The following is a 21,244-nucleotide window of genomic DNA, read 5'->3' on the forward strand; positions in this document are numbered from 1 at the left end:
GGATTCACAATTTGTGGTCCAAATTTGACAATTGATCACCTATCGGTAGTGGTGAAGTGACCAACTGTGCTCTGCCTCAGGAGACATGAGGTGGCGCGAAATGGTTGCTCGCGAGAGGCAACGAGATGTTGCGCGGGGGAACGGCCGGTGTCGTCAGCCCGCTGCCGCGGCGCGCCCGGACGGAAACGGGCACGCGCGGCCCGGGGCAGCCGGCAGCGGACCGCCCCGGGCGGTGACGGTACGGGGTGCGGCGACGGCCGTGGAACGGGTACGGCCCGGGGGAGTGCGCCTCGGGCCGCAGGTCAGGCCGGCTACCCGGGCCGGTGCCTCGCGTACGAGGAGCGCCCCGGGCGCCGGAAGCCGGCCGTGCCCGGGGCGCGGCGCAGGGAGGTCGGGGAGGTGGCGGGCGCCGGCCGGAGCACCGGGGCGGTACGGCGCCGGGGCGGGCCCGCGGCGTCCCGCCTGCCGGCGGATGAGGCCGGGCGCCCCGGGACGCGTCGCTCGGATCAGGCCGGATCAGGGAGCTCGGTTTGATCCCAGGGAAGCGTGCTCCGAAGGACTCCTAGGCCTGGCCGCGCCGCCGGCTCCGCTGCTCGGCCGCCGCGGGCGCGCCCTGCCGGAAGAGCTCCTCCAGGGACGCCTCGGCCCGCTCACCGCCCCGTACGGCCTCGACAACGGCCTGGTGGAAGGAGCGGCTGGCCTCTTCGGAGGGGCAGGGGACCGGGCTGCCGGCCATGGTGTACCAGTCCGAGGACCCGGTGTACTGCACCGCCACGTGGGCGAGGTCTTCCGACCAGGTCGTGTGGATGGTCAGGTCGCCGTTGATCACGCCGATCTCCTCGGTGCGCACCGCGCCGGGTAGCGCGTGGATCCCGACAGTGGTCCAAGATGCCCAGGTCATAGTGTTCCCCTCGGCGACACGGGCCCCGGCCGGCGGCCGGGCACGGTGACTCAAGTCTGGCACTAGCGGTGCGGCAGCGCAGCGTGTGCGACACCGGGAATTCTGGTGGCTTCTGTGCCTGACGGGGAGACGCCCGCCGTGGCCGCACGACGGCCGTGGCGGGCACCGGCCCCCTTGGCGCGCCCGGTGGCGTGCGGGGCAGCTGGTCAGCACGCCGGGTGAGCGCCTCCCGCAGGGCCCGATGGCCCCGCCGCCGCGGGGCGGACGTACGCGCCGGGGACGGCGGTCACCTCGTCGATCCGCGGTCCTGGGCGGGGCACGGCCACGCTGCGGAGTCCGCCGGAGTGGACCGCCTCGTGGCCGGACCGTTTCGGTACGCCGCGGCGCCCGCCGCGGCCCCGGCCGATGACCGCGGTGTTCAGTCGATGACGGTATGGAAGAAGGTGACGGCGGCGCCGAACGCGGCGCCGCCGACCAGGGCCGCGGACGCCAGTGTCCCGCCGTTGACACAGGTGAGCACGCCGGCGCCGAGGGCGGTGAGAGCGCCGAGCAGGAGGATGACGGCGGCGCGCTGACTCAGCAGGGCTGATCTGTTCTCGGACACATCAACTCCGATCTGCGCGGGAGCGGAGGACCGCTCGGGGCGGATGCTGATGGTCCGGCCGATCATCTCATCTACCACCCCGTATCTCCGGTATGCCACGGGGAGTTTCGCCGACTTCACCCCGCAGGGAGGGGCCGCCTGGTGAGTGCGAGAACCGCCATGTCGTCGTCGCGCGGACCGTCGGTCCAGCGCCCGATGTCCCGCACCAGCAGGTCGATCACCTCCTGCGGCGCGCCGAACGGGCCGCGGCCCGTCAGCTGTGCCGCGGGGTCGTAGAACCGCCCGGCGCGGTCCCGGGCCTCGGTCACGCCGTCCGTCACCAGCAGCAGGGTGCTGCCCACCGGGAACGGCGCCGCCGTGGCGACCGGACGGCCCGCGCCCAGTGCGCCCATGCCCAGCGGCAGCCCCGGCTCTCCGGCGTCCAGCGCACGCACCTCGGAGCCCCGGCAGAGGTACGGCGCGGGGTGGCCGCAGTCCAGCAGCCGCACCCCGTCGGCGCCCGGACGGACCTCGCACAGCAGCGCCGTGATGAAGCCTTCGAGCCGGTTCTCCTCGGAGGTCTGCTCGCTCTCCCGCAGCAGCGCGCGCTCCATCCGGTCGGCCAGCGCCGGCAGCTCCGCCTCCACCTCGGCCGCCTCGCGGAACGCGCCCAGCAACACCGAGACCGCGCTCACCGCGCCCATCCCCTTGCCCCGAACGTCGGCGATCAGCAGCCGGACACCGAAGGGGGTGCGCTGGACGGCGTAGGCGTCGCCGCCGATCCGGGCCTCGCTCTGCGCGGCCTGGTAGCAGGCCGCGACCGCCAGCGGACCGATGCGCCGCGGTGGCTCGGGCAGCACCGCGCGCTGGGCGGCCTCCGCCACCATGCGCACCACGCCCAGGTGCCGGCCGTGGCGGGCGATCACCCGGTTGACCCCGACGCCCATCAGCGCCGCGAAGACGGTGTTGAACAGCTCCAGATGACCCACCACGGTGTCGGCGGTGCCGTCCTTCACGGTCAGCGCGAAGACGCCCACGACGATGACGACGCCGACCGCTACGGTGTGCCGCAGCGACAGCAGCGCACCGGCCGTCACGCTGGCCGCGGTCAGCATCGGATCGCCCCAGTAGTCCTGCGGGGACAGCGCGTTCCAGACCAGCCCGCCGGCCACCAGCACGCCCGGCGCGAACTCCACGTACCGCGGCCATCTGGCGTGTAGGGCGTGGCAGGAACGGCGCTCATGCCGCGCGGCCCGGTCCTGGCGCTCAGCGGTGCTCGGGGTTGGCGAAGTCCGGCCGGCAGCCGGCGTCCCACTCGCTGCGCCGGTTGCCGTGCGCCGGGATGCCGCCCGCCCGCTTGAGCAGCGCCGCGAGGTGCATCAGGTTCCACGACATGAACGTCGTGTTGCGGTTGGTGAAGTCGTTCTCGGGCCCGCCGGACCCCGGGTCCAGGTACGAGGGCCCGGGCCCGGCCTCGCCGATCCAGCCGGCGTCGGCCTGCGGCGGGATGCTGTAGCCCAGGTGCTGCAGGCTGTAGAGGACGTTCATGGCGCAGTGCTTGATGCCGTCCTCGTTGCCGGTGATCAGACAGCCGCCGACCCGGCCGTAGTAGGCGTACTGGCCACGGTCGTTGAGCACGCTGGAACAGGCGTAGAGCCGCTCGATGACCCGCTTCATCACGGAGCTGTTGTCACCCAGCCAGATCGGGCCGCAGAGCACCAGGATGTCGGCGGCCAGCACCTTTGCGTACAGCTCGGGCCAGGCGTCGGACGCCCAGCCGTGCTCGGTCATGTCCGGCCACACCCCGGTCGCGATGTCGTGGTCGACCGCGCGGAGCACCTCGGTGCGCACCCCGGCCTCCGCCATCACCCCGCGGCTCCGTTCGAGCAGGCCCTCGGTGTTGCTGGTCTCCGGGGAGCGCTTGAGCGTGCAGTTGACGAACAGGGCGCTCAGGTCGCCGTAGTCATGACTGGGGGCCATCGGGAACTCCTCCTGCGGGACGGGTGCACCCTCGCGCCCCAGCCTTCCGCGGGACCGGGATCCGGGCCACCCGGGCGGCCCGAATGTGTGTCACCCCTGGGCGGCGAGCCGGGCGTGGGCCCGGACGTCCGCATCCGGGTCGTCGGCGACCGCGCACTGCTCCGTAGCGGACGTGACCTGCGGATACGCCCCCGCCGAGGAGAGATCTGCCCCCGCCGGCCCAGCCCGGGGGAGCGCTGGATGCCGCCGTCCGGAGCAGCGAATGCGACCCCGCGGCGCCCCGTGTCGGCGGCCGGTCCCCGGTGCGGTGCGGCTAGCGTCGAAGGCAGGCACCACAGCGGGAGGTGGGCGCGTTGGGCACAGGTCCGGCCGTGCTGTTCGCGCTGCTCGCGGCGGGCAGCAACGGACTCGCCACGGTGTTGCAGCGGCGCGCGGCACGCACCGTCCCGCTCTCCGCCGGTCTCCGGCTGGGCCTGTTGGTCGACCTGCTGCACCGGGCGGTCTGGCTCGGCGGGATGCTCGCGGTGATCGCCGCCGCCTGCTTCCAGGCGGTGGCCCTCTCCCAGGGCGCGCTGTCGGTGGTGCAGCCCATCTTCGTCCTCGAACTGCCGCTGGCGCTGCTCATCGGCCGGGTGCTGCTCGGCGGGCGGATCCCGCCCGGCGGGTGGGCGGGCGTGGCGCTGCTCGTCGTCGGTCTGGGCACCGCGCTGGCCGCCGCGGCGCCCACCCTGGGGACCACCCACGCCCCGTTCAGCCTCTGGGTGCTCGCCCTCGTGGTCTGCGCCGGAGTGATCGTGGTGGTGGTCGGGGCGGCGCTGCGGCGGGGCGCGGGCAGCGTACGGGCGGCCTGCTTCGCCGCGTCCGCGGCCGTCGCCTACGCGCTCACCGCCGCGCTGATGAAGGACGCCACCCACGCCTGGGAGGCCGGCGGCCCGGCGCGGTTCTTCGCGTCCTGGCAGACCTACGGCTTCGCGGTCGTCGGGGTGCTGGCCCTCTTCCTCTTCGAGAACGCCATGCAGTCCGGTCCGCTGACCGCCTCGCAGCCGGTCCTCACCCTCGGCGACGCCCTGGTGAGCCTGTCGCTGGGCGTGACCCTCTTCGACGAGCGGATCCGCGTCGGCTGGTGGCTGATCCCCGAGGTGCTGGGCATCGGCCTGGTGTTGTGGGGCGCCGTGCTGCTCTCCCGGGTCAACCTGGCCAGGGACCTGGCCGGCGTCGCGGAACAGCCGCCCGCGGTCGCCCCCGACGCCGGCGCGGAGCCCGACGCGCCGGGCCCCTGAGGGGCGTTCACAGCATGGCGTGCTTGACCTGGGTGTGGTCCAACAGGCCGGCCAGGGACAGATCGCTGTCGTGGCCGGAGTGCTTCACCCCGCCGTGCGGCCTCTCCGACACGGTGGTGCCGTGGGTGTTCACCCCAGATGATGCCGGTGTGCAGGGCTCGCACGGCCCGCACGGCCGTGCGTGGTCGCCGGTCCAGACGTGCGCCGCCAGCCCGTACGCCCCCCGTTGGCCAGCCGCAGCGCCTCGTCCTCGTCGGCGTACGGCTGCACGGTGACGACCGGCCCGAAGGCCTCCTCCTGCACGCTCTCGTCGTTCCTGGCGCACACCGGCGACCACGGTGGGGGAGTGGAAGAAGCCCGGCCGGTCCGGCACCACCGTCCCGCCCGTGACCACCTCGGCGTACCTCGGGCGTCTGCTCAACAGTGCCTGCACGGAACGGAGTTGGGCTGCGCTGTTGAGCGGTCCGTAGTCGGCCGCCGGCTCGCCCGGGGCCCGGTGCGCAGCCGGCCCGCGCGGTCGGAGAACCCCGCGACGAACGCCTCGTACCGGCTGTGGTGCACCAGCAGCCGGGTGGGCGCGGTGCGGTCCTGCCCGGCGTTGTCGTACGCGGCGGCCGCCGGCTCCGCCGCCGTGGCCTCGACGTCCACATCGTCATGGACCAGGACCGGGCGTTGCCGCCGAGCTCCAGGTGCACCCGTGTGAGGTCCCGGGCCGCGGCGGCGATCTCCCGCCCGGCCCGGACGCTGCCGGTGACGGCGAGCAGCCGGGGCACCGGGTGCGAGGTCAGCGCCCGCCCGGTGTCGCGGTCGCCCGGTCGCCCAGGCCGCCCTCTGGCGCGCGGTCGCGGGCACGCTCGATGTGCCCGACGCTTTCCCCGCGGTCCGAAGCGCGGAGCCACCCGCTCCGCGGCGCACGGGCGGCGATCCCACGGTGGTGCGGCACCCCCGCCGTGCGCCGTCCGTCCACCCGCACACCCACCGCCCCGGTGCGTGGCCGTCACCCGCTGCGGCTAAGCTTGCTAGGTACAAGCAATGTATTCGGGTGACCGAGACGCACCGCGAAGGAACACGAGGATGAGCAAGGGCACGGCCCCCGGCTGTGACAGGGCGGCCCCGCAGGTCACCGCCTCGTCGGGGTTGGACGAGGCGGCCGCCGGGCTGGGGACGGAGATCGTCCGCTTCTCCCGGCTGATCGCGGCGTGGAAACAGCGCGCCAAGACCGACGGGGGAGCGGCCGACCGGGTGCTGCTGGCCCGGCTGGTGATCGGCGGGGACAAGCGGGCCACCGATCTGGCGGCCGACGCGTTCCTGGACCTGTCGACCGTAAGCCGTCAGGTGCGCTCACTGGTCGAGCGCGGACTGGTCGCCCGGCGGCCCGACCCGGAGGACCGCCGCGGCTCGCTGCTGACGGCGACCGACGCCGGGCGTGCCGCCTTCGAGACCTACCGGCAGCAGCGGGACGCCGAGCTGGCCGCACTGCTGCGGCCGTGGCCGGCGCAGGACCGGGCCGACCTGATCCGGCTGCTGGGTCGGCTCAACGAGGACATGGCAGATCGACAACACACACGGCTGGGTCCCGGAGGAGACCAGGGTGCCGCCGTGGAGCAAGGAGAGACCCGTACATGAGCACCACCTCTCCGCCCGGGGCGGAGACCAAGGCGATATCCGGACCAGGAGTCCTGAGTCACCGTCAGATCCTCACCATCCTCAGCGGACTGATGCTGGGGATGTTCCTCGCCGCCCTCGACCAGACCATCGTCAGCACCTCGATCCGCACCATCGCCGACGACCTGCACGGCCTCAGCCAGCAGGCCTGGGCGACCACCGCCTACCTGATCACCTCGACGATCGCCACGCCGCTGTACGGCAAGCTATCCGACCTGCACGGCCGCAAGCCGTACTACCTGGCCGCGATCAGCATCTTCGTCGTGGGCTCGGTGCTGTGCACCTTCTCCACCTCGATGACCGAACTCGCCGCGTTCCGGGCCGTCCAGGGCCTGGGAGCCGGCGGTCTGATGTCCCTGGCGCTGGCGATCATCGGTGACATCGTCCCGCCCCGCGAACGCGCCCGCTACCAGGGCTACATGCTGGGCACCTTCGCCACCTCCAGCGTCGCAGGACCGCTGATCGGCGGCGCCCTGGCCGGCCAGGCCCAGCTGCTGGGCATCACCGGCTGGCGCTGGGTCTTCCTGGTGAACGTGCCGATCGGCATCATCGCGCTGTTCGTCGTCGCCAAGGTCCTCAACATCCCGCACACCCGGCGCGAGCACCGCATCGACTGGTGGGGCGCGCTCACCATCTCCGTCGGCGTGGTCCCGCTGCTGCTCGTCGCCGAGCAGGGCCGGGAGTGGGGCTGGGACTCGTCCCGGTCGATCGCCTGTTACGTCATCGGCGTCGTCGGCATCATCGCCTGGATCTTCGTCGAGCGGTGGATCGGCGACGACGCGCTGATCCCGATGCGGCTGTTCCGCAACGGCACCTTCAGCAAGACCAGCCTGCTGTCCGTGCTGATCGGCATGGGGATGTTCGGCGGGATGCTGATGATCCCGCAGTACCTCCAGCTCGTGAAGGGCGCCAGCCCCACCAAGTCCGGCCTGGAGATGCTGCCGCTGATGGCGGGCATGTTCATCGCCTCCATCGCGTCGGGCCAGATCACCGCCAAGACCGGCCGCTACAAGGTCTTCCCGATCATCGGCACCGCCCTGATGGTCGTGGCGATGCTGCTCTTCCACTTCCGCGTCCAGTGGGACACCCCGCTGTGGGAGACCATGGTCTACATGCTCGTCTTCGGCCTCGGCCTGGGCGGCTGTATGCAGACCCTGGTGCTGGCCGTGCAGAACGCGGTGCCGCCGCGGGACATGGGCGTGGCCACCGCCTCCTCCACCTTCTTCCGGCAGATGGGTGCCACCGCCGGCACCGCGATCTTCCTGTCGGTGCTCTTCAGCACCGTCGGCGACAAGATCTCCGCCGCGTTCCGGCACGCCGCCACCACCGAGCGCTTCCAGGCCGCCCTGCACGACCCCGCGGTGCTGCGCGACCCGGCGAACAAGCCCGTGCTGGACATGCTCAAGCACCCGGGCAACGACGGCTCCTCCGGCGTGCTCAGCGACTCGTCGTTCATCCAGCACCTCGACCCGCGGCTCGCCGAGCCGTTCAAGCGCGGCTTCGCCGAGTCCATGCACACCGTCTTCCTGATGGGCGCGGCCGTCGTCGCGGTGGCCTTCGTGCTGATCTGGTTCATCAAGGAAGTGCCGCTGCGGCAGATCTCCGGGCTGCAGGCGCGCGCCCAGGCGGAGGCCGAGGCCGAAGGCCGGGCCGCCGCCGACGGCGAGCCCGCCACCGCGGCAGTGGACGGAGCGGCCGGCGCGCCGGCCGGCGAGGCCGCGCCGGACCCGGTGCCGGACCCGGTGCCCGACCCGGCGGCCCCCGTGGTCCCGGCGACCGGCGCGACCCCGGCGTCCGCGCCGGCCGCGGCGACCGGACCGGTCATCCGAGGGACGGTCCGCGACGGCGGAGGTCGGCCGGTCGCCGACGCCGCGGTCACCCTGATCACCGTCGCCGGCCGGCAGCTCGGCCGTGCCACGACCACGGCCGACGGCGGCTACGCCCTGCACACGACCGGCGCCGGCACCTATGTGCTGATCGGCTCCGCCGGCGCCCGGCAGCCGCAGGCACTGACCGTCGTGGTGGGCCAGGAGCCCCTGACCCACGACCTGACCCTCGCCGGCGCGACCGAGCTCGCCGGGGAGGTCCGCAAGGAGAAGGGCGACGCCCCCGTCCCCGGCGCGCTGGTCGTGGCCACCGACGTCCGCGGCGAGGTCGTGGCGTCGGGCGTGGCCGGCCAGGACGGCGGCTTCGCGTTCGCCGAACTGACGCCGGGCAGCTACACCCTGGCCGTCAGTGCTGAGCGGCACCGCCCCTCCGCCCTCCAGGTCGAGGTCGCGGCCGGCCGGCCCAACTGGTACGAGATCCGGCTGACGCCCGGCGCCCAGCTCCGCGGCACCATCCGCACGGCCGGCGGCGGGGCCGTCGACGACGCCCGGGTGACGCTGCTGGACCCGGCCGGGAACGTGGTGGGCACCGCCACCAGCGGCCAGGACGGCGCGTACGTCTTCACCGACCTCGACAGCGGTCCGTACACGCTGATCGCCAGCGGTTACCCGCCGGCGGCCACCCCGCTGCACCTCGACGCCGAAGGCCGGACGGACTTCGACCTCGAGCTGCGGCACGACCCGACGGACTGACCGGAGGGTCAGCGCCCGCTGCGGGGCCCGGTGCCGAACGGCGCCGGGCCCCGCACCGGTTTGGCCGACCCGCCCCTTGCTACGTACAGTTCCGCCGACACAAGAACACCAGCAGTACACACACCCAGGGAAGCGGCAGCGGCAATGACGGTGACCGAAACAGGCCGGGCCGCCGGCGACGGTATCGATGCGGAGCGGATGGCGATCTGCCTGAGCGTGCTGGAGGAGCTGGGCGACATCCCGCTCGACCACCCCGACGCGATCACCATACGCAGGGCCACCGCCGGCATCTTCCGCGAGGTCAAGGCGCGCCGCCGCAAGGAGCGCCGGGCGGCCAAGACCGCCAACGACCGGGCCGTCACCGCGGCCACCGCCACCGGCGCGGCCGACCGGATCGACGACGAGACCCAGGGACGGGCCCTCACCACCTCCACCACCGGCGAGATAGCCGGCATCCTGGAGCGCCCCCGCAGCTGCTACGTCTGCAAGGCCCGGTACACCGAGGTCGACGCGTTCTACCACCAGCTGTGCCGGGCCTGTGCGGCGGAGAACCGGGCCCGCCGCGACGCCCGCACCGACCTCACCGGCCGGCGGGCGCTGCTCACCGGCGGCCGGGCGAAGATCGGCATGTACATCGCGCTCCGGCTGCTGCGCGACGGCGCCCACACCACGATCACCACCCGCTTCCCGCACGATGCGATCCGCCGCTTCACCGCGATGCCGGACAGCGCGGAGTGGCTGCACCGGCTGAAGATCGTCGGGATCGACCTCCGGGACCCGTCGCAGGTCATCGCGCTCGCCGACACGGTGAGCGCCGAGGGCCCGCTCGACATCCTGATCAACAACGCCGCCCAGACCGTCCGTCGTTCACCCGAGGCGTACGAGCAGCTGGTGGCCGCCGAGTCCGCGCCGCTGCCCGCCGGTGAGCTGCCCGCCTCCCTCGTCCTCGGCCACTTCGGTAGCGGCGCCCCCGCCGCGCTGACCGCCGCCGAGGCCGGTACCGGCGGGCTGACCGCCGAGGACCTCACCGCCCTCGCCCTGACCACCGGCTCCGCCTCGCCCGCCCGGATCGAGGCGGGCACCGCGATCGACGCCGGGGGACTGGTCCCCGACCTCCACCCCGTCAACAGCTGGACCCAGAAGGTCGACGAGGTCGACCCGGTCGAGCTGCTGGAGGTCCAACTGTGCAATATGACCGCGCCGTTCCTCCTGGTGAGCCGGCTGCGCCCGGCGATGTCCGCATCGCCGGCGCGCCGCAAGTACGTGGTGAACGTCTCCGCGATGGAGGGCCAGTTCAGCCGCGGCTACAAGGGGCCGGGCCACCCGCACACCAACATGGCCAAGGCCGCGCTGAACATGCTCACCCGCACCAGCGCCCGCGAGATGCTGGACACCGACGGCATCCTGATGACCGCCGTGGACACCGGCTGGATCACCGACGAGCGCCCGCACCCCGAGAAGATGCGGCTGGCCGAGGAGGGCTTCCACGCCCCGCTCGACCTGGTCGACGGCGCCGCCCGGGTCTACGACCCGATCGTCCGCGGCGAGAGCGGGGAGGACCTCTTCGGCTGCTTCCTGAAGGACTACGCCCCCGCCGCCTGGTGACCGCCGCTGCCCGCCGCCCGGTGACCGCCGCGTTCGCGGCCACCGGGTGAGGGCAGCGCGGACCGCAGCCGGTCCAGCAGCGCCCGGGCCGCCGGGCCGGCCGGCCCCTCCGTACGCCAGGCCAGGGCGATCCGGGCGCGCGGCCGCGGCCCGGTCAGCTCCAGCGTCCGCAGCCCGGACTCCTCCGCGCCCTCGCCCGGTGTCGCCGGGAGCACCGCCACCCCCAGGCCCCGCGCGGCGAGCTGCGCGAGGACCGGCGGGGCCGCCGCCTCGAAGGCGATCACGGGCCGGAAGCCCGCTTCCGTGCAGGCGCGTTCGAGGACCCCGCGCAGGCCGGTACCGCGCGGCAGGCTGATCAACGGGCGGCCGGCGAGCGCAGACAGCGCAACGCTGGTGCGGCCCGGGGGAGCGAGCAGCGGGTCGTCCGGCGCGACCGCGGCGACCAGCGGCACATCGACCACCAGCCGGAGGGAGATCCCCGGCGGGGGCTCCTCCTCGGCGAGACCGATCAACGCCAGGTCGAGGGCGCCGCTCTGCAGCGCGGCCAGCATCCGTTCCGAGGTGTCCTCGGTCAGCGAGATCTCCACCCGGGGGTGGGCGTCGTGGAAGTCCGCCAACAGGCCGGCCACATCGAACGCGCCGACGCTCGCGCCCGAGACCAGCCCGATCGCGACCCGGCCGCGCAGCAGCCCGGTGAACTCCTCCACGACGTGCCGGATCCCGTCGACGGAGGCGAGCGCGGCCCGGGCGTACCCGAGCACCGCCGCACCCACCTCCGTCACCGTCACCGAACGGCCGGAACGGTCCAGCAGCGGCTGCCCCAACTCCCGCTCCAGCTGCCGGATCTGTGCGCTCACCCCCGGCTGCGCCACATGCAGCCGGGATGCCGCCCGGGTGAAGCTCGCCTCCTCGGCCACCGCGACGAAGTACTGCAACTGCCGGAGTTCCATGAGCGGCAGTCTAGGACGCTCCAGAACTGCTGCTTATGGCAGGCAGAATGACCAGCTCTTGGACTTATGGCGGCGGGCCCACGAGGCTGGAGCCATGGAGATCACAGCGGCGATCGCGGCCGAACGTCGGGAGCTGGCGGACCTGTTGGATGGCCTCACGGACGAGCAGTGGGACGCCCCGTCCCTGTGCCGGGGCTGGCGGGTACGGGAGGTCGCCGCCCATATGTCGATGGGCTTCCGCTACTCCCTTTCCCGGATGGCCGGCGAACTGGTCAGGGCCGGCGGCAGTCTGCACCGGATGACCGACCGGCTCGCCCACAGGGACGCCGCCACCGCCTCGACGGCCGAACTCGCCGCGTTCCTCCGGGACAACGCCCACCACCCCTTCAAGCCGCCGGGTGGCATCACCGCCGCCCTCGGCCACGACGTGGTCCACGGCCTGGACATCACCGTGGCGCTCGGCCTCGACCGCCGGGTGCCCGAGGACCGGACCCGGGTCCTGCTGGAGAGCGTCACCCCCCGGTCAGCGGCCTTCTTCGGCGCCCGCCTCAAGGGGGTCCAGCTCTGCGCCGACGACCTCGACTGGTCCTTCGGCACCGGCACCCCGCTCACCGGCAGCGGCCAGGACCTGCTGCTGGTCGCCTTCGGCCGCAAGCTCCCGCCCGGACGCCTCCGGGGCGACCGGCAGGAGGAGTTCGTGGCCGGCTGAGCGACCGGGACGGGGCGCCGGGCCGGTCCTGCGGAGGCGCCGCCACCGGGGCGGGCAAGAAGCGATTGCGGCCCGGGAGCGGCCTCCGGCATGGCGGAACCACCAGCTCCCGTGCTCCGTCCGCCGAGGAGGCGCTCCTCTGGCTCCCATGGCTGCTGTTCCCGCACGCCGGCTGGCCCACCTCGGCGGCGGCTTCTCCACCGACGACGACGGCCGCCTCGACGACTGGGCGCTCGGGCACGCCCGTACCTGCGCGCCCCGGGTGTGCTTCGTGCCCACCGCCAGCGGGGACGCCCCCGGCTACATCAAGCAGTTCCTCGCCGGGCTGGGGCTGCTGCCCGGCTCGGTCTGCCCGCACTACGACAGCGAGCCGGGCCGCCGCCCCTCCTGCCGGGCGGCCGTGGCCAACGGTGCGTTGCCCGCCGGCTGGGCGTTGGACGACGGCGTCGGCGCGCTGTTCACCGACGGCCGGCTGACCGAGAGCGCGACCCGGGCCCGGAGGTCGGCCCATACCGCGTGGAGCTGGATGGGCGGGGCGGTGTCCGGGAGCGAAACCTGCCCGCCCGACCGCTTCCTGACAGGGCGTGAGCAGTCGATCGGACTTCCCGGTCAGCCGGCCAGCCCATGGCGGGCGAGCAGCGGCCCGATCTCCGGATCGCGGCCGATCACTGCACGGAACGCCTCCAGCGGGTCCACGCTGCCGCCCCGGGCGAGCAGCTCACGGCGGAAGACCTCACCGCTCTCGCGGACCGTCTTGCCGTTCTCCCGGAACCAGCGCACCGCGTCGGCGTCCAACACCTCAGCCCAGCGGTAGCCGTAGTACCCGGCCTCGTAGCCGTGGCTGAAGATGTGCGCGAAGTAGCCGGTGCGGTAGCGCGGCGGAATGGTGGGCAGCGCCAGCCCGGACCGCTCCAGCGCGGCGGCCTCGAACGCCTCGGCGCCGTCCTCGTCCGGCAGCTCACCGTCCGCGGAGAGGGAGTGCCAGGCCCAGTCCAGTACCGCTGCGGCCTGGTGCTCCACCATCCGGAAGCCCGCGCCGAAACGCTCTGCCTCCCGCAACCGGGCGGGCAGGTCCGCGGGCATCGGCTCGCCGGTGACATGGTGCCGTGCGTAGTGCGCCAGCACCTCGGGCCACTCCGCCCACACCTCGTTGACCTGGGACGGGAACTCCACGAAGTCGCGCGGCACCTGAGTGCCGGCCAGTAGCGGATAGCGGACGTCGGAGAACAGCGCGTGCAGCGCATGGCCGAACTCATGGAAGAGCGTGCCGACTTCCTTCCAGGTCAGCAGGGTCGGCTCGCCCTCCGCGGGCTTGGCGACATTGAGGTTGTTGACCACCACCGGCCGGTGGCCGAGCAGGTGCGACTGCTGCACCAGCTCGTTCTCCCAGGCCCCGCCGCGCTTCGAAGGGCGGGCGTGGAAGTCGCCGATGTAGAGGCCGAGCGGGCTGCCGTCGGCGTCGTGGACCTCGAAGACCCGGGCGTCCGGGTGGTACGCCACCAGGTCGGGCCGCTCGGTGACGGTGATCCCGTAGACCAGGCGGGCGGCGTGGAAGACCCCGCGGTGCAGCACGGACTCCAGCTCCAGGTACGGCCGCAGCGCGGCGGCGTCGAGGCCGAACCGCTCCTTGCGGACGCGCTCGGCGTAGTACTGCCAGTCGGCCGCGCCGATCTCCGCGACGCCGGCCGCCTCGGCCAGCGCGGCGGCTTCGAGCGCGGCATTGGCGACGGCGGGGCCGTTCACCCGGCCGAACATCTCCTCGACGGCCTCGGTGGTCCCGGCGGTCCGGTCGGCGACCTCCCAGGAGGCATGGCTCGGGTGGCCGAGCAGGGCCGCCCGCTCGGCCCGCAGCCGGGCCAGGGCCACGGCGACCGGGCCGTTGCTCCGTGCGGCACGGCCGAGCGAGGCGGCGAGCAGCCGCTCGCGCAGCACGGGGTCGTCGAGCGAGGCGAGTTCGGTCTGGTGGGTGAAGTTCTTCAGGCTGAGCACGAACCTCCCGTCCAGGCCCCGCGCCCGTGCGGCGCCGGCAGCGGCGGCCACCTGGTCCGGCGACAGGCCGGCCAGCTCCTCGGCGCGCTCCACCACCGGCGCGGCCTCGGCGGTGGCCGCCCGCAGGTTCCGCCGGAACTCCGCGCACCGCTCGGCGATCTCGGTGTTCAGCTCCCGCAGCCGCCGCTGCCGGTCCGGGGCGAGCTGTGCCCCGGCCCGTACCCGAAGGTCGTGTTGCCGCTCCAGCACCTTCAACTGCTCGGCGTCCAGGCCGAGGTGCTCCCGCCCCTCGTACAGCGCGGCCAGCCGTGCGAACAGGGCCGGATCGAGCAGCAGCGCATCGCCGTGGGCGGCCAGCCGGGGCGCGATCTTCGCCTCCAGCGCCTGGAGCGCGTCGTCCGTGTCCGACGCCACCTTGTTGAAGAACACCCGGTGCACCCGGCCCAGCAGCGTGCCGCTGCGCTCCAGCGCCTCCACGGTGTTCGCGAACGTGGCGGGCTCCGCTCCCGTGGTGATCGCGGCCACCTCGGCCAGCTGTTCCGCCATCCCGCGCTCGAAGGCCGGCAGATAGTGCTCGTGCCGGATCCGCGCGAAGGGCGGGAGCCCGTACGGCAGCTCACTGGGTTCGAAGAAGGGGTTCGTCGTCACGAATGCCGACCCTACGCCCCGGAGGGGACCCCGGGGGTGGTGGCGGCCGAAGAGGCGGGTGCGCCCCCGTCCGCCCCGGGAAGCGTCGGGCACCCATCCGTGATGTCATCGAAGGCGAGGCAACCAACGCTCCTGATACGGGAGGAATCATGGCCGGCAAACTGCTAGCCCGCGACATCATGACCGGCGGAGTGCGCTGCGTGGGTGCCCATGAATCGCTCTATGACGCGGCGAGGATGATGCGTGATCTCGATGTCGGATGCCTGCCCATCTGCGGCGACAACAACAAGCTGGCGGGTATGGTCACCGACCGCGACATCGTCATCACCTGCTGCGCCGAGGGGATCGATCCGGCGACGGTCCAGGCCGGTTCGCTCGGCGGGGAGCTGCACTGGATCGATGCCGAAGCGGACGCCTCCAAGGTCCTGGAGATCATGGAGAACAACCACATCAAGCGGCTGCCGGTGATCGACGTCAAGGGCGGCCACCGCCTGATCGGGATGATCACCGAGGCCAACCTCGCGAAGAGCCTCACCGACGGGCAGATCGCGGAGTTCGCGACCCGCGTGTACGCCATGGCCTAGGCGAACGGCCGCACGCCCGACCGTCCAACGCCATCGCCATCCGGCGTTCCCGACGTGGCTGATGCGCGCCCGAGGGGCCGGTGCCGCACGGGCGGCGCCCCATCGGTCCGCCGGTCCCCGCGGATGCCGCGAGGCCGGGGCCGGACATCCGGGACGGCGGACACCCGGCCAGGTGGGCAGGCCGTCCGCGGCGCCACGGACGGCCTGGGATCCACCGCTACGACAGGGGGCCCACCGCTACGGCCCGGCAGTCACTGCCACCGCCGGTGGGCCGATGCTGCGGATTTCCGGCTAGGGAATGTCCGGCCGATGGGCGGAGTGCGCAGCCGGTGTCAATTCACCGCTCATCCACGGTCATCGACCGGTAAGACCAGCCGGGTGCCCGGGAAGATGAGGTCCGGATTCCCGCCGATCGCCGTGCGGTTGGCCCGATAGAATTCTTGCCAGCGGAATCCGTGCGCGGCGGCGATTCCGCTCACGGTGTCCCCGGCGTTGACGACGACCGTGCCGCCGGAACTCCGGTGGCGCTGGGCCTTGAAGCGCTTCCCGTGGACGTGCGGGTGCCCCGGCCGGGCCGGTGTGCGAGAGGTGTGCTGCGGGGCGCGCTGTGGTGTGCTGCTGCGCGGGGTGGCTCCCTGCGGGGTCCCGTTCAGACCGAGCCGGGCCGAGCAGGCCGGCCATGCGTGCCAGCCCTGCCGCGCCAATACCCGTTCCGCGACGTGGATCTGCTGGGCCCGGGTCGCGTGTGCGGCGCGGGCACCGAAGGACCGGCCGCCGAAGGAACTCCAGGTGGAGTGGGCCAGCTGCAGCCCGCCGGAGAACCCGTTCCCGCTGTCGATGCGCCAGTTGCCCCCGCTCTCGCAGCCGGCGAGACGGTCCCAGGTGCCGCTCGCCACGGCCCCGGCGGGCTGCCCGGCCGCCACGTTCAGCGCGCCGGCCGCCAGCAGGACGGCGGCCGCCGTGACGCCCCGGGACCCGTATCCCCGGAATGCGCCCCGGGCGCTCGTTTCCGATGCCTGAGGAAATTCCATGCGTGTGCTCCCGTCGCTCGCCGCACAGTTGCCTGGCGGCCATTCAGGAAACTGACGCCGCACCGGAATTCGGGTGCGGGGGATTGCCCGTACCGCGCATTCCGGGTGACGCCATGAAATCGACGGGGACGAGACAACCATGCGTGGCGTCGGCACCGGCAGAGCGCGCGGTAGCGCCGCTGCGGCCCGGCCTGCCCCCTTGTCCGGGGCGCGCGGACATGCCTCCGTGAGGTTCACCGGCCCCCCAGGGGCGGGGGCGCACCCCGCTCCGGACCGGGGCACGGCTCCCTGCTTCCGGGCGATCACCCGGCCGTGGCGGGGGTGTCCGCCGAGCGCATCCGGGGCGCTCGATGCATGCGCTGCGCAGGTCCGCATGCACCGCGCACGGACCTCCGGGCGGTGCACCGGTCCGTCCGGTGCGGGGCCGGCGCCGGAGGCGGTCCCGCACCGGCGCACCGGCGCCTGCTGACACCCCGTCGCTTCCATTGCGAAGGCGAACCCCGGTTTTTCGAACGGTAGTTACCCGCGATGAAACCTCACGTCAATGTGGTATTGATCACTCCCGAAGGAGGAAAGTGCAGGTCGGACGCACAGTGTGCAATTGATCGATCACTTTCTGCTGATTATGTGCGGAGCCTGATTAACCCTGAAGCCCCCTCTCGTCGGTGAGAGGGACAGGAACGCCGTCCGCGTTCCGCCCACCGCAAGGACGCGGGGGCAGCAACTCTCAAGAAGGGAGGGCTCGTGGAGAACTTGGGGCATGCATGGCCCTGGTACGCGCTGGCACTGGTCGGCGTCTACCGGTTGACCGCCACAGGACTCGACGCCCTTGTCCGGCGCGTGGTGCGCACCGTCTCGCAGGCCTGCGCCGAAGACCACCACGCCGCCACCGCCGCCCGTACCACCGCCGTACCGCTGCTGCACGGCACCGTCCTCCAGGGCCGCCCGCGCCACGGCACGTCCCCGGACGCCGCCGTCCCGTCCTCGCCGGTGTCGCCGACGACGGGCCATGGCCGCGAGGGGGCCTGGTGAACGAGCACTCCCCCCTGGCCAGCCCCACCGATCTGCCGCTGGACTTCGAGGTGTTCTTCCAGCGGGAACAGAAGGCCCTGCTCGCCGTCGCCGCCGCGCGCCTGCGCGACCGCCGCGACGCCGAGGAGGCCACCTTGGAGGCTGGGTGCCGGATGTACTCCAAGTGGGAGCGCATCCTCGCGCACGTCAACCCCAAGGCCATGACGTACACCATCCTCAACGGCGTGATCTCCGACTTCTACCGCCGCGAGATCCGCAACAGCCGGGTTCAGCCCTTCGCCGACCCGCCCGACACCGCCTACCTCCAGGAGCTGCGCAGTTGCGAACCGCTCGACCTCGCCCTGGACGAACTGGAGTCCACCGCGCCCCTGCAGGCCAACTCCGTACGGCTGCGCCACCTGGCCGGCCTGTCGTACGACCAGATCGCCGAACGGCTGGGCACCACCCCCGGTGCCGCCAAGGTCAGCACCAGCATCGGGCTGCAAAGGCTCAAAGAGATCATGACGAACGGTTCCTGCGGGGCCGGAGAGGACGCGTGATGCTCGAAGACCTGCTACGACGCCAAGCCGACGCGCTCAGGGCGGAGTTCGCCGACCACGATCCGGTGGCCTTCACCGAGCGCCTGGCCGCCCGCATCGCCGACGGCACCGGTCGGGACCCCGAGCCGATCCCCCGGGGCGCGGTCGCCGGCATCCGCCCGACCCCCGTACGCCCCGCCCTCGCCCGCGGCCGCCGGAGGCGCCGCCCCACCCCCCTCCTCACCCCCGCGATCCCCTGCGCCACGGTGCTCGCCGAGGCTCGGCGGCTGTGCCACATCGTGCTCCGCTCCCAGGACATCGACACGCTCGGGGCCTTCGCCGCCGACTACGACGCGGCCGGCGCACGCACCTTCGGCTGCCTCCTCTACACGCTCGACAAGTGGGACAGCGCCTTGTACTGGTGGCGCTTCGCGGCCGGGGCCGGCGACGAACTCGCCGCGCATCTGCTGGCCGTGCACCACGCCGCGGTCGGCCGCAGCACCGACGCCCGGCTCTGGCGGGCCATCGCCCGGATGATGGGCTTCGCCCTCGAACGGCACCTGCCCCTTCCGGTGCGCGGAACCTCGGAACTGGCCCAGGGATTCGCCCGCACCTGCGACCGGAGCCTGCGGACGTTCCTCCAGCAGAACCATTTGCCGCGAGAACTCGTCGCGCCGTGACGGTGCACGCCGCGGTCGCCGCCGCCCCGTACCGGCCGGCGACCGCGGTGTTCGCGGTGTTCGCGGGGCTCGCGGTGTTCTGCAGCGCCCCGGGAGGGACACCGCCCGCCCCGGTACGACGCCCGCCGGTACCCGCCCCGCCCGCTGGCCGCCACCCGCCCCGCGAGCCGGCCCGGTGGCGGCCGTCGCGGCACGGGTGTGGGCTGTATCCGGGCACCGGCCCGGCGCCGCGTACCGCGCCGGGGGCTGCCCGCGGTGCGCGGAGTGACCGACCGATCGGGAGGAACGACCAGATGGCCACCGGACAGAGCGAACGGACCGCCCCGGACGCGGCGGACCGGAGCGGGGCGGGCCGGAGCGGGGCGGCGGACCCGGGCGGCGCCCGGCGGCCGCTGTCGGGCAGTGTGGCGCTGGTGACCGGTGCCTCCAGCGGCATCGGTGCGGCCACCGCGCTGGCGCTGGCCGGGGAGGGCTGCTCGGTCGCCCTGGTGGCGCGCCGCGCCGACCGGCTGGCGCGGCTCACCGCGGCCATCGAGGAGCAGGGCAGCGGTACGGCCGTCGCCGTGGCCGCCGACCTGAGCGACGCCGAACAGCCCGGCCGCACGGTCGCCACCGCAGTGGACCGCCTCGGACGGCTCGACATCCTGGTGAACAACGCGGGCTTCGGCGCGCGCAGTTCCGTACAGGACAGCGACCCCGCGGACTGGCAGCGGATGGTCGACCTCAACCTCACGGCGGTGCTGCGGATGTCGCACGCCGCACTGCCGCACCTGCTGCGCGCCGCGGAGGGGCCCCGGGGCGTCGCCGATCTGGTGAACGTCAGCTCGGTCGCCGGCCGGGTGCCCCGCAAGGACAACAGCGTCTACTCCGCCACCAAGCACGCGGTGTGCTCGTTCAGCGAGGCGCTGCGCCAGGAGGTGACCGCGCGCGGCGTCCGGGTCGGGCTGGTCGAACCGGGCATGACGACGACGGAGATGACGCTCGGCGCCGGGCAGGTGGGAGCCGCGCACGGTCTTCCGCAGGACGTCTGGCTGCGGCCCGAGGACCTCGCCCGGGCCATCCTCTTCATGATCACCCAGCCGGCCCGTGCGGCGGTCAACGAGATCACGGTGCGCCCGACCGCCCAGGAGCGCTGAGACAGTCCGGGGCCGCCCGGGAACGTCGACGTGGTCCGGCAACCGCCCAGGAACGCTGAAGCGGTCCGGTACCGCCCTGGTACACCGATCGACCGCAATGCGTGGTGCCCGGCCCGCCGGGCGGATACCGTCGCCCCGTGCGCCTCCTGATCATGTCGGACACCCATCTGCCCCGGCGCGCCAAGGCGCTGCCCCCGCAGCTCCTCGACGCGGTGCCGCACGCCGATGTGGTGATCCACGCCGGCGACTGGGTCGACACCGCCACCCTGGACCTGCTGCAGTCCCGTGCCCGGCGGCTGATCGGGGTGTACGGCAACAACGACGGCCCGGAGCTGCGGGCCCGACTGCCGGAGGTGGCCCGCGCCGAGCTGGCCGGGCTGCGGCTCGGTGTGGTGCACGAGACCGGGCCCGCCCAGGGGCGCGAGCGGCGGTGCGCCGAGCGGTTCCCCGACCTGGACGTGCTGGTCTTCGGGCACAGCCACATCCCCTGGGACTCCACCACCGCCGACGGCCGGCTGCGGCTGCTGAACCCCGGCTCACCCACCGACCGCCGGCGCCAGCCGTACTGCACCTACCTGACGGCCCGGGCGCGGGCGGGCCGGCTGACCTCGGTGGAATTGCACCGACTACCCCGCCGCGGCTGACCCGACGCCGGTCCGGAGCTCAGCGGCCGAGCAGCCCGCGCACGTAGGCGGCCTGGCCGACATGCTGAAGATCGTCGGCGATCACGCTGACCAGCCGGACGCCCAGGGTGACCGGCGGCGACCAGCCGCGGTCCACGATGCGCCTGAGGTCCTTCTCCCCGACCCCGGCGAGGTACTGCACCGTGGCGTCATGGACGGCCTCGTGGTAGTCCGCCAGTAGCTGGGCGCTGATGTCCCGTACCGCCGCGACCTCCTTGCAGGAGTGGCCGTATCCGGTGTCATCGCCCGTGAACGGCAGCCCGAAGCGCTCGTACCACTCGTCCGCGGTCCAGACCTGCTCGGTGCCGGCGACCCCGGCGACATGATCGTCCTGGATCCTGGTGAGGTGCCAGACCAGCCAGCCGATGGAGTTGGCGTCGTCGTCGGGGCGGTTGCTGAGCTCGTCGGGGCCAAGGTCGTCAACGACGTCGTCGACCGCCTCCCGGATCCGGCCGAAGGCATCGACGAGCAGGTCCGTGCTGGCGGTCATACGGGCTCCTTTGCGGCGACGGAAGGGCGGGGGTCCCCGGCGGCGCGCCCATGGTCGCAAGCCGGCGCGGCGAATGGTGGGAGGCCGCCCCGGCGGCACCGGCCCCGCGGCGGCCACCGCACCCGCCGCCCAGGGCTCCGCCGCACCGCAGCACGGGACGTTGCCGGATCTCGCGCACGCGAAATATCGGGTCGGTCACGC

General features: G+C 73.4%; 19 protein-coding genes and 3 pseudogenes. 12 read left to right on the forward strand and 10 right to left on the reverse strand.

Translation table 11 applies throughout. The features are described from left to right. Positions 1-562: 562 nt before the first annotated feature. The 4 genes from AB0G84_RS21030 to AB0G84_RS21045 all read right to left on the reverse strand — a co-directional run bounded on the left by AB0G84_RS21030 (position 563) and on the right by AB0G84_RS21045 (position 3,464). Complete coding sequence (locus tag AB0G84_RS21030; RefSeq protein ID WP_361322646.1) at positions 563-901, reverse strand: hypothetical protein; 339 nt, start codon at positions 899-901, stop codon at positions 563-565. 418 nt (positions 902-1,319) lie between these two features. Beyond that, a complete protein-coding gene (locus tag AB0G84_RS21035; protein WP_361322649.1) occupies positions 1,320-1,571 on the reverse strand; it encodes a hypothetical protein in 252 nt (83 codons plus the stop codon). A gap of 50 nt (positions 1,572-1,621) precedes the next feature. Then, on the reverse strand, positions 1,622-2,680 hold the full coding sequence (locus AB0G84_RS21040; RefSeq protein WP_361322652.1) for a PP2C family protein-serine/threonine phosphatase: 1,059 nt from the start codon (positions 2,678-2,680) through the stop codon (positions 1,622-1,624). Between the two features lie 70 nt (positions 2,681-2,750). Further along, positions 2,751-3,464, reverse strand: coding sequence for a flavodoxin family protein (locus AB0G84_RS21045; RefSeq protein ID WP_361322655.1), 714 nt, complete (start codon positions 3,462-3,464; stop codon positions 2,751-2,753). A 353-nt stretch (positions 3,465-3,817) separates the two neighbouring features. Here AB0G84_RS21045 and AB0G84_RS21050 point away from each other — a divergent pair, with 353 nt between their 5' ends. Next, complete coding sequence (locus AB0G84_RS21050; RefSeq protein WP_361322658.1) at positions 3,818-4,744, forward strand: DMT family transporter; 927 nt, start codon at positions 3,818-3,820, stop codon at positions 4,742-4,744. Positions 4,745-4,751: 7 nt separating this feature from the next. Here the strand turns inward: AB0G84_RS21050 and AB0G84_RS21055 are convergent. Both AB0G84_RS21055 and AB0G84_RS21060 read right to left on the reverse strand, forming a co-directional pair. Then, a pseudogene (locus AB0G84_RS21055) lies at positions 4,752-5,071 on the reverse strand (aldehyde dehydrogenase family protein). Between the two features lie 43 nt (positions 5,072-5,114). Continuing rightward, positions 5,115-5,745: pseudogene (locus AB0G84_RS21060) on the reverse strand (aldehyde dehydrogenase family protein); the annotation flags it as partial. A gap of 73 nt (positions 5,746-5,818) precedes the next feature. Here AB0G84_RS21060 and AB0G84_RS21065 point away from each other — a divergent pair. The 3 genes from AB0G84_RS21065 to AB0G84_RS21075 all read left to right on the forward strand — a co-directional run bounded on the left by AB0G84_RS21065 (position 5,819) and on the right by AB0G84_RS21075 (position 10,593). Beyond that, positions 5,819-6,370, forward strand: a complete 552-nt coding sequence (locus tag AB0G84_RS21065; RefSeq protein ID WP_361322661.1) for a MarR family winged helix-turn-helix transcriptional regulator — start codon at positions 5,819-5,821, stop codon at positions 6,368-6,370. Further along, positions 6,367-8,988: an MFS transporter gene (locus AB0G84_RS21070; protein ID WP_361322663.1), complete on the forward strand. Its 2,622-nt coding sequence runs from the start codon at positions 6,367-6,369 to the stop codon at positions 8,986-8,988. The genes AB0G84_RS21065 and AB0G84_RS21070 overlap by 4 nt, the downstream gene beginning before the upstream one ends. 144 nt (positions 8,989-9,132) lie before the next feature. Continuing rightward, on the forward strand, positions 9,133-10,593 hold the full coding sequence (locus AB0G84_RS21075) for an SDR family NAD(P)-dependent oxidoreductase (RefSeq protein WP_361322665.1): 1,461 nt from the start codon (positions 9,133-9,135) through the stop codon (positions 10,591-10,593). Here the strand turns inward: AB0G84_RS21075 and AB0G84_RS21080 are convergent. Further along, the gene (locus AB0G84_RS21080; RefSeq protein ID WP_361322667.1) at positions 10,572-11,543 is read right to left on the reverse strand and encodes a LysR substrate-binding domain-containing protein; all 972 of its coding nucleotides are present in this window, start codon (positions 11,541-11,543) and stop codon (positions 10,572-10,574) included. The genes AB0G84_RS21075 and AB0G84_RS21080 overlap by 22 nt on opposite strands. A 94-nt stretch (positions 11,544-11,637) precedes the next feature. Between AB0G84_RS21080 and AB0G84_RS21085 the strand changes: the two genes are divergently transcribed. Then, a complete protein-coding gene (locus AB0G84_RS21085) occupies positions 11,638-12,252 on the forward strand; it encodes a maleylpyruvate isomerase family mycothiol-dependent enzyme (protein WP_361322670.1) in 615 nt (204 codons plus the stop codon). Positions 12,253-12,400: 148 nt separating this feature from the next. After that, positions 12,401-12,840: pseudogene (locus tag AB0G84_RS21090) on the forward strand (hypothetical protein). Between the two features lie 21 nt (positions 12,841-12,861). Here the strand turns inward: AB0G84_RS21090 and AB0G84_RS21095 are convergent. After that, on the reverse strand, positions 12,862-14,889 hold the full coding sequence (locus AB0G84_RS21095; RefSeq protein WP_361322673.1) for a M3 family metallopeptidase: 2,028 nt from the start codon (positions 14,887-14,889) through the stop codon (positions 12,862-12,864). A 149-nt stretch (positions 14,890-15,038) separates the two neighbouring features. Here AB0G84_RS21095 and AB0G84_RS21100 point away from each other — a divergent pair, with 149 nt between their 5' ends. Then, positions 15,039-15,473 (forward strand): CBS domain-containing protein, encoded by a 435-nt coding sequence (locus AB0G84_RS21100; RefSeq protein WP_361322676.1) that lies wholly within the window; start codon positions 15,039-15,041, stop codon positions 15,471-15,473. A 344-nt stretch (positions 15,474-15,817) separates the two neighbouring features. On the opposite strand, the gene AB0G84_RS21105 is transcribed toward AB0G84_RS21100, so the two are convergent. Then, positions 15,818-16,504 (reverse strand): transglycosylase family protein, encoded by a 687-nt coding sequence (locus AB0G84_RS21105; protein WP_361322679.1) that lies wholly within the window; start codon positions 16,502-16,504, stop codon positions 15,818-15,820. Positions 16,505-17,248: 744 nt separating this feature from the next. On the opposite strand from AB0G84_RS21105, the gene AB0G84_RS21110 reads away from it, so the two are divergent. From AB0G84_RS21110 to AB0G84_RS21130, 5 genes are all read left to right on the forward strand, one after another. After that, a complete protein-coding gene (locus tag AB0G84_RS21110; RefSeq protein WP_361322682.1) occupies positions 17,249-17,536 on the forward strand; it encodes a hypothetical protein in 288 nt (95 codons plus the stop codon). Continuing rightward, a complete protein-coding gene (locus tag AB0G84_RS21115; RefSeq protein ID WP_361322685.1) occupies positions 17,533-18,075 on the forward strand; it encodes a sigma factor-like helix-turn-helix DNA-binding protein in 543 nt (180 codons plus the stop codon). The genes AB0G84_RS21110 and AB0G84_RS21115 overlap by 4 nt, the downstream gene beginning before the upstream one ends. After that, positions 18,075-18,734: a hypothetical protein gene (locus AB0G84_RS21120; RefSeq protein WP_361322688.1), complete on the forward strand. Its 660-nt coding sequence runs from the start codon at positions 18,075-18,077 to the stop codon at positions 18,732-18,734. The genes AB0G84_RS21115 and AB0G84_RS21120 overlap by 1 nt, the downstream gene beginning before the upstream one ends. 293 nt (positions 18,735-19,027) lie before the next feature. Next, a complete protein-coding gene (locus AB0G84_RS21125; protein ID WP_361322691.1) occupies positions 19,028-19,870 on the forward strand; it encodes an SDR family NAD(P)-dependent oxidoreductase in 843 nt (280 codons plus the stop codon). A gap of 137 nt (positions 19,871-20,007) precedes the next feature. After that, positions 20,008-20,514, forward strand: coding sequence for a metallophosphoesterase (locus AB0G84_RS21130; RefSeq protein WP_361322694.1), 507 nt, complete (start codon positions 20,008-20,010; stop codon positions 20,512-20,514). A 19-nt stretch (positions 20,515-20,533) separates the two neighbouring features. Here the strand turns inward: AB0G84_RS21130 and AB0G84_RS21135 are convergent, their stop codons facing one another. Further along, positions 20,534-21,043 (reverse strand): DUF664 domain-containing protein, encoded by a 510-nt coding sequence (locus tag AB0G84_RS21135; protein WP_361322697.1) that lies wholly within the window; start codon positions 21,041-21,043, stop codon positions 20,534-20,536. Positions 21,044-21,244: the final 201 nt, after the last annotated feature.

This window comes from Streptomyces sp. NPDC020742 (genome assembly GCF_040641675.1).
Lineage (GTDB): Bacteria > Actinomycetota > Actinomycetes > Streptomycetales > Streptomycetaceae > Streptomyces.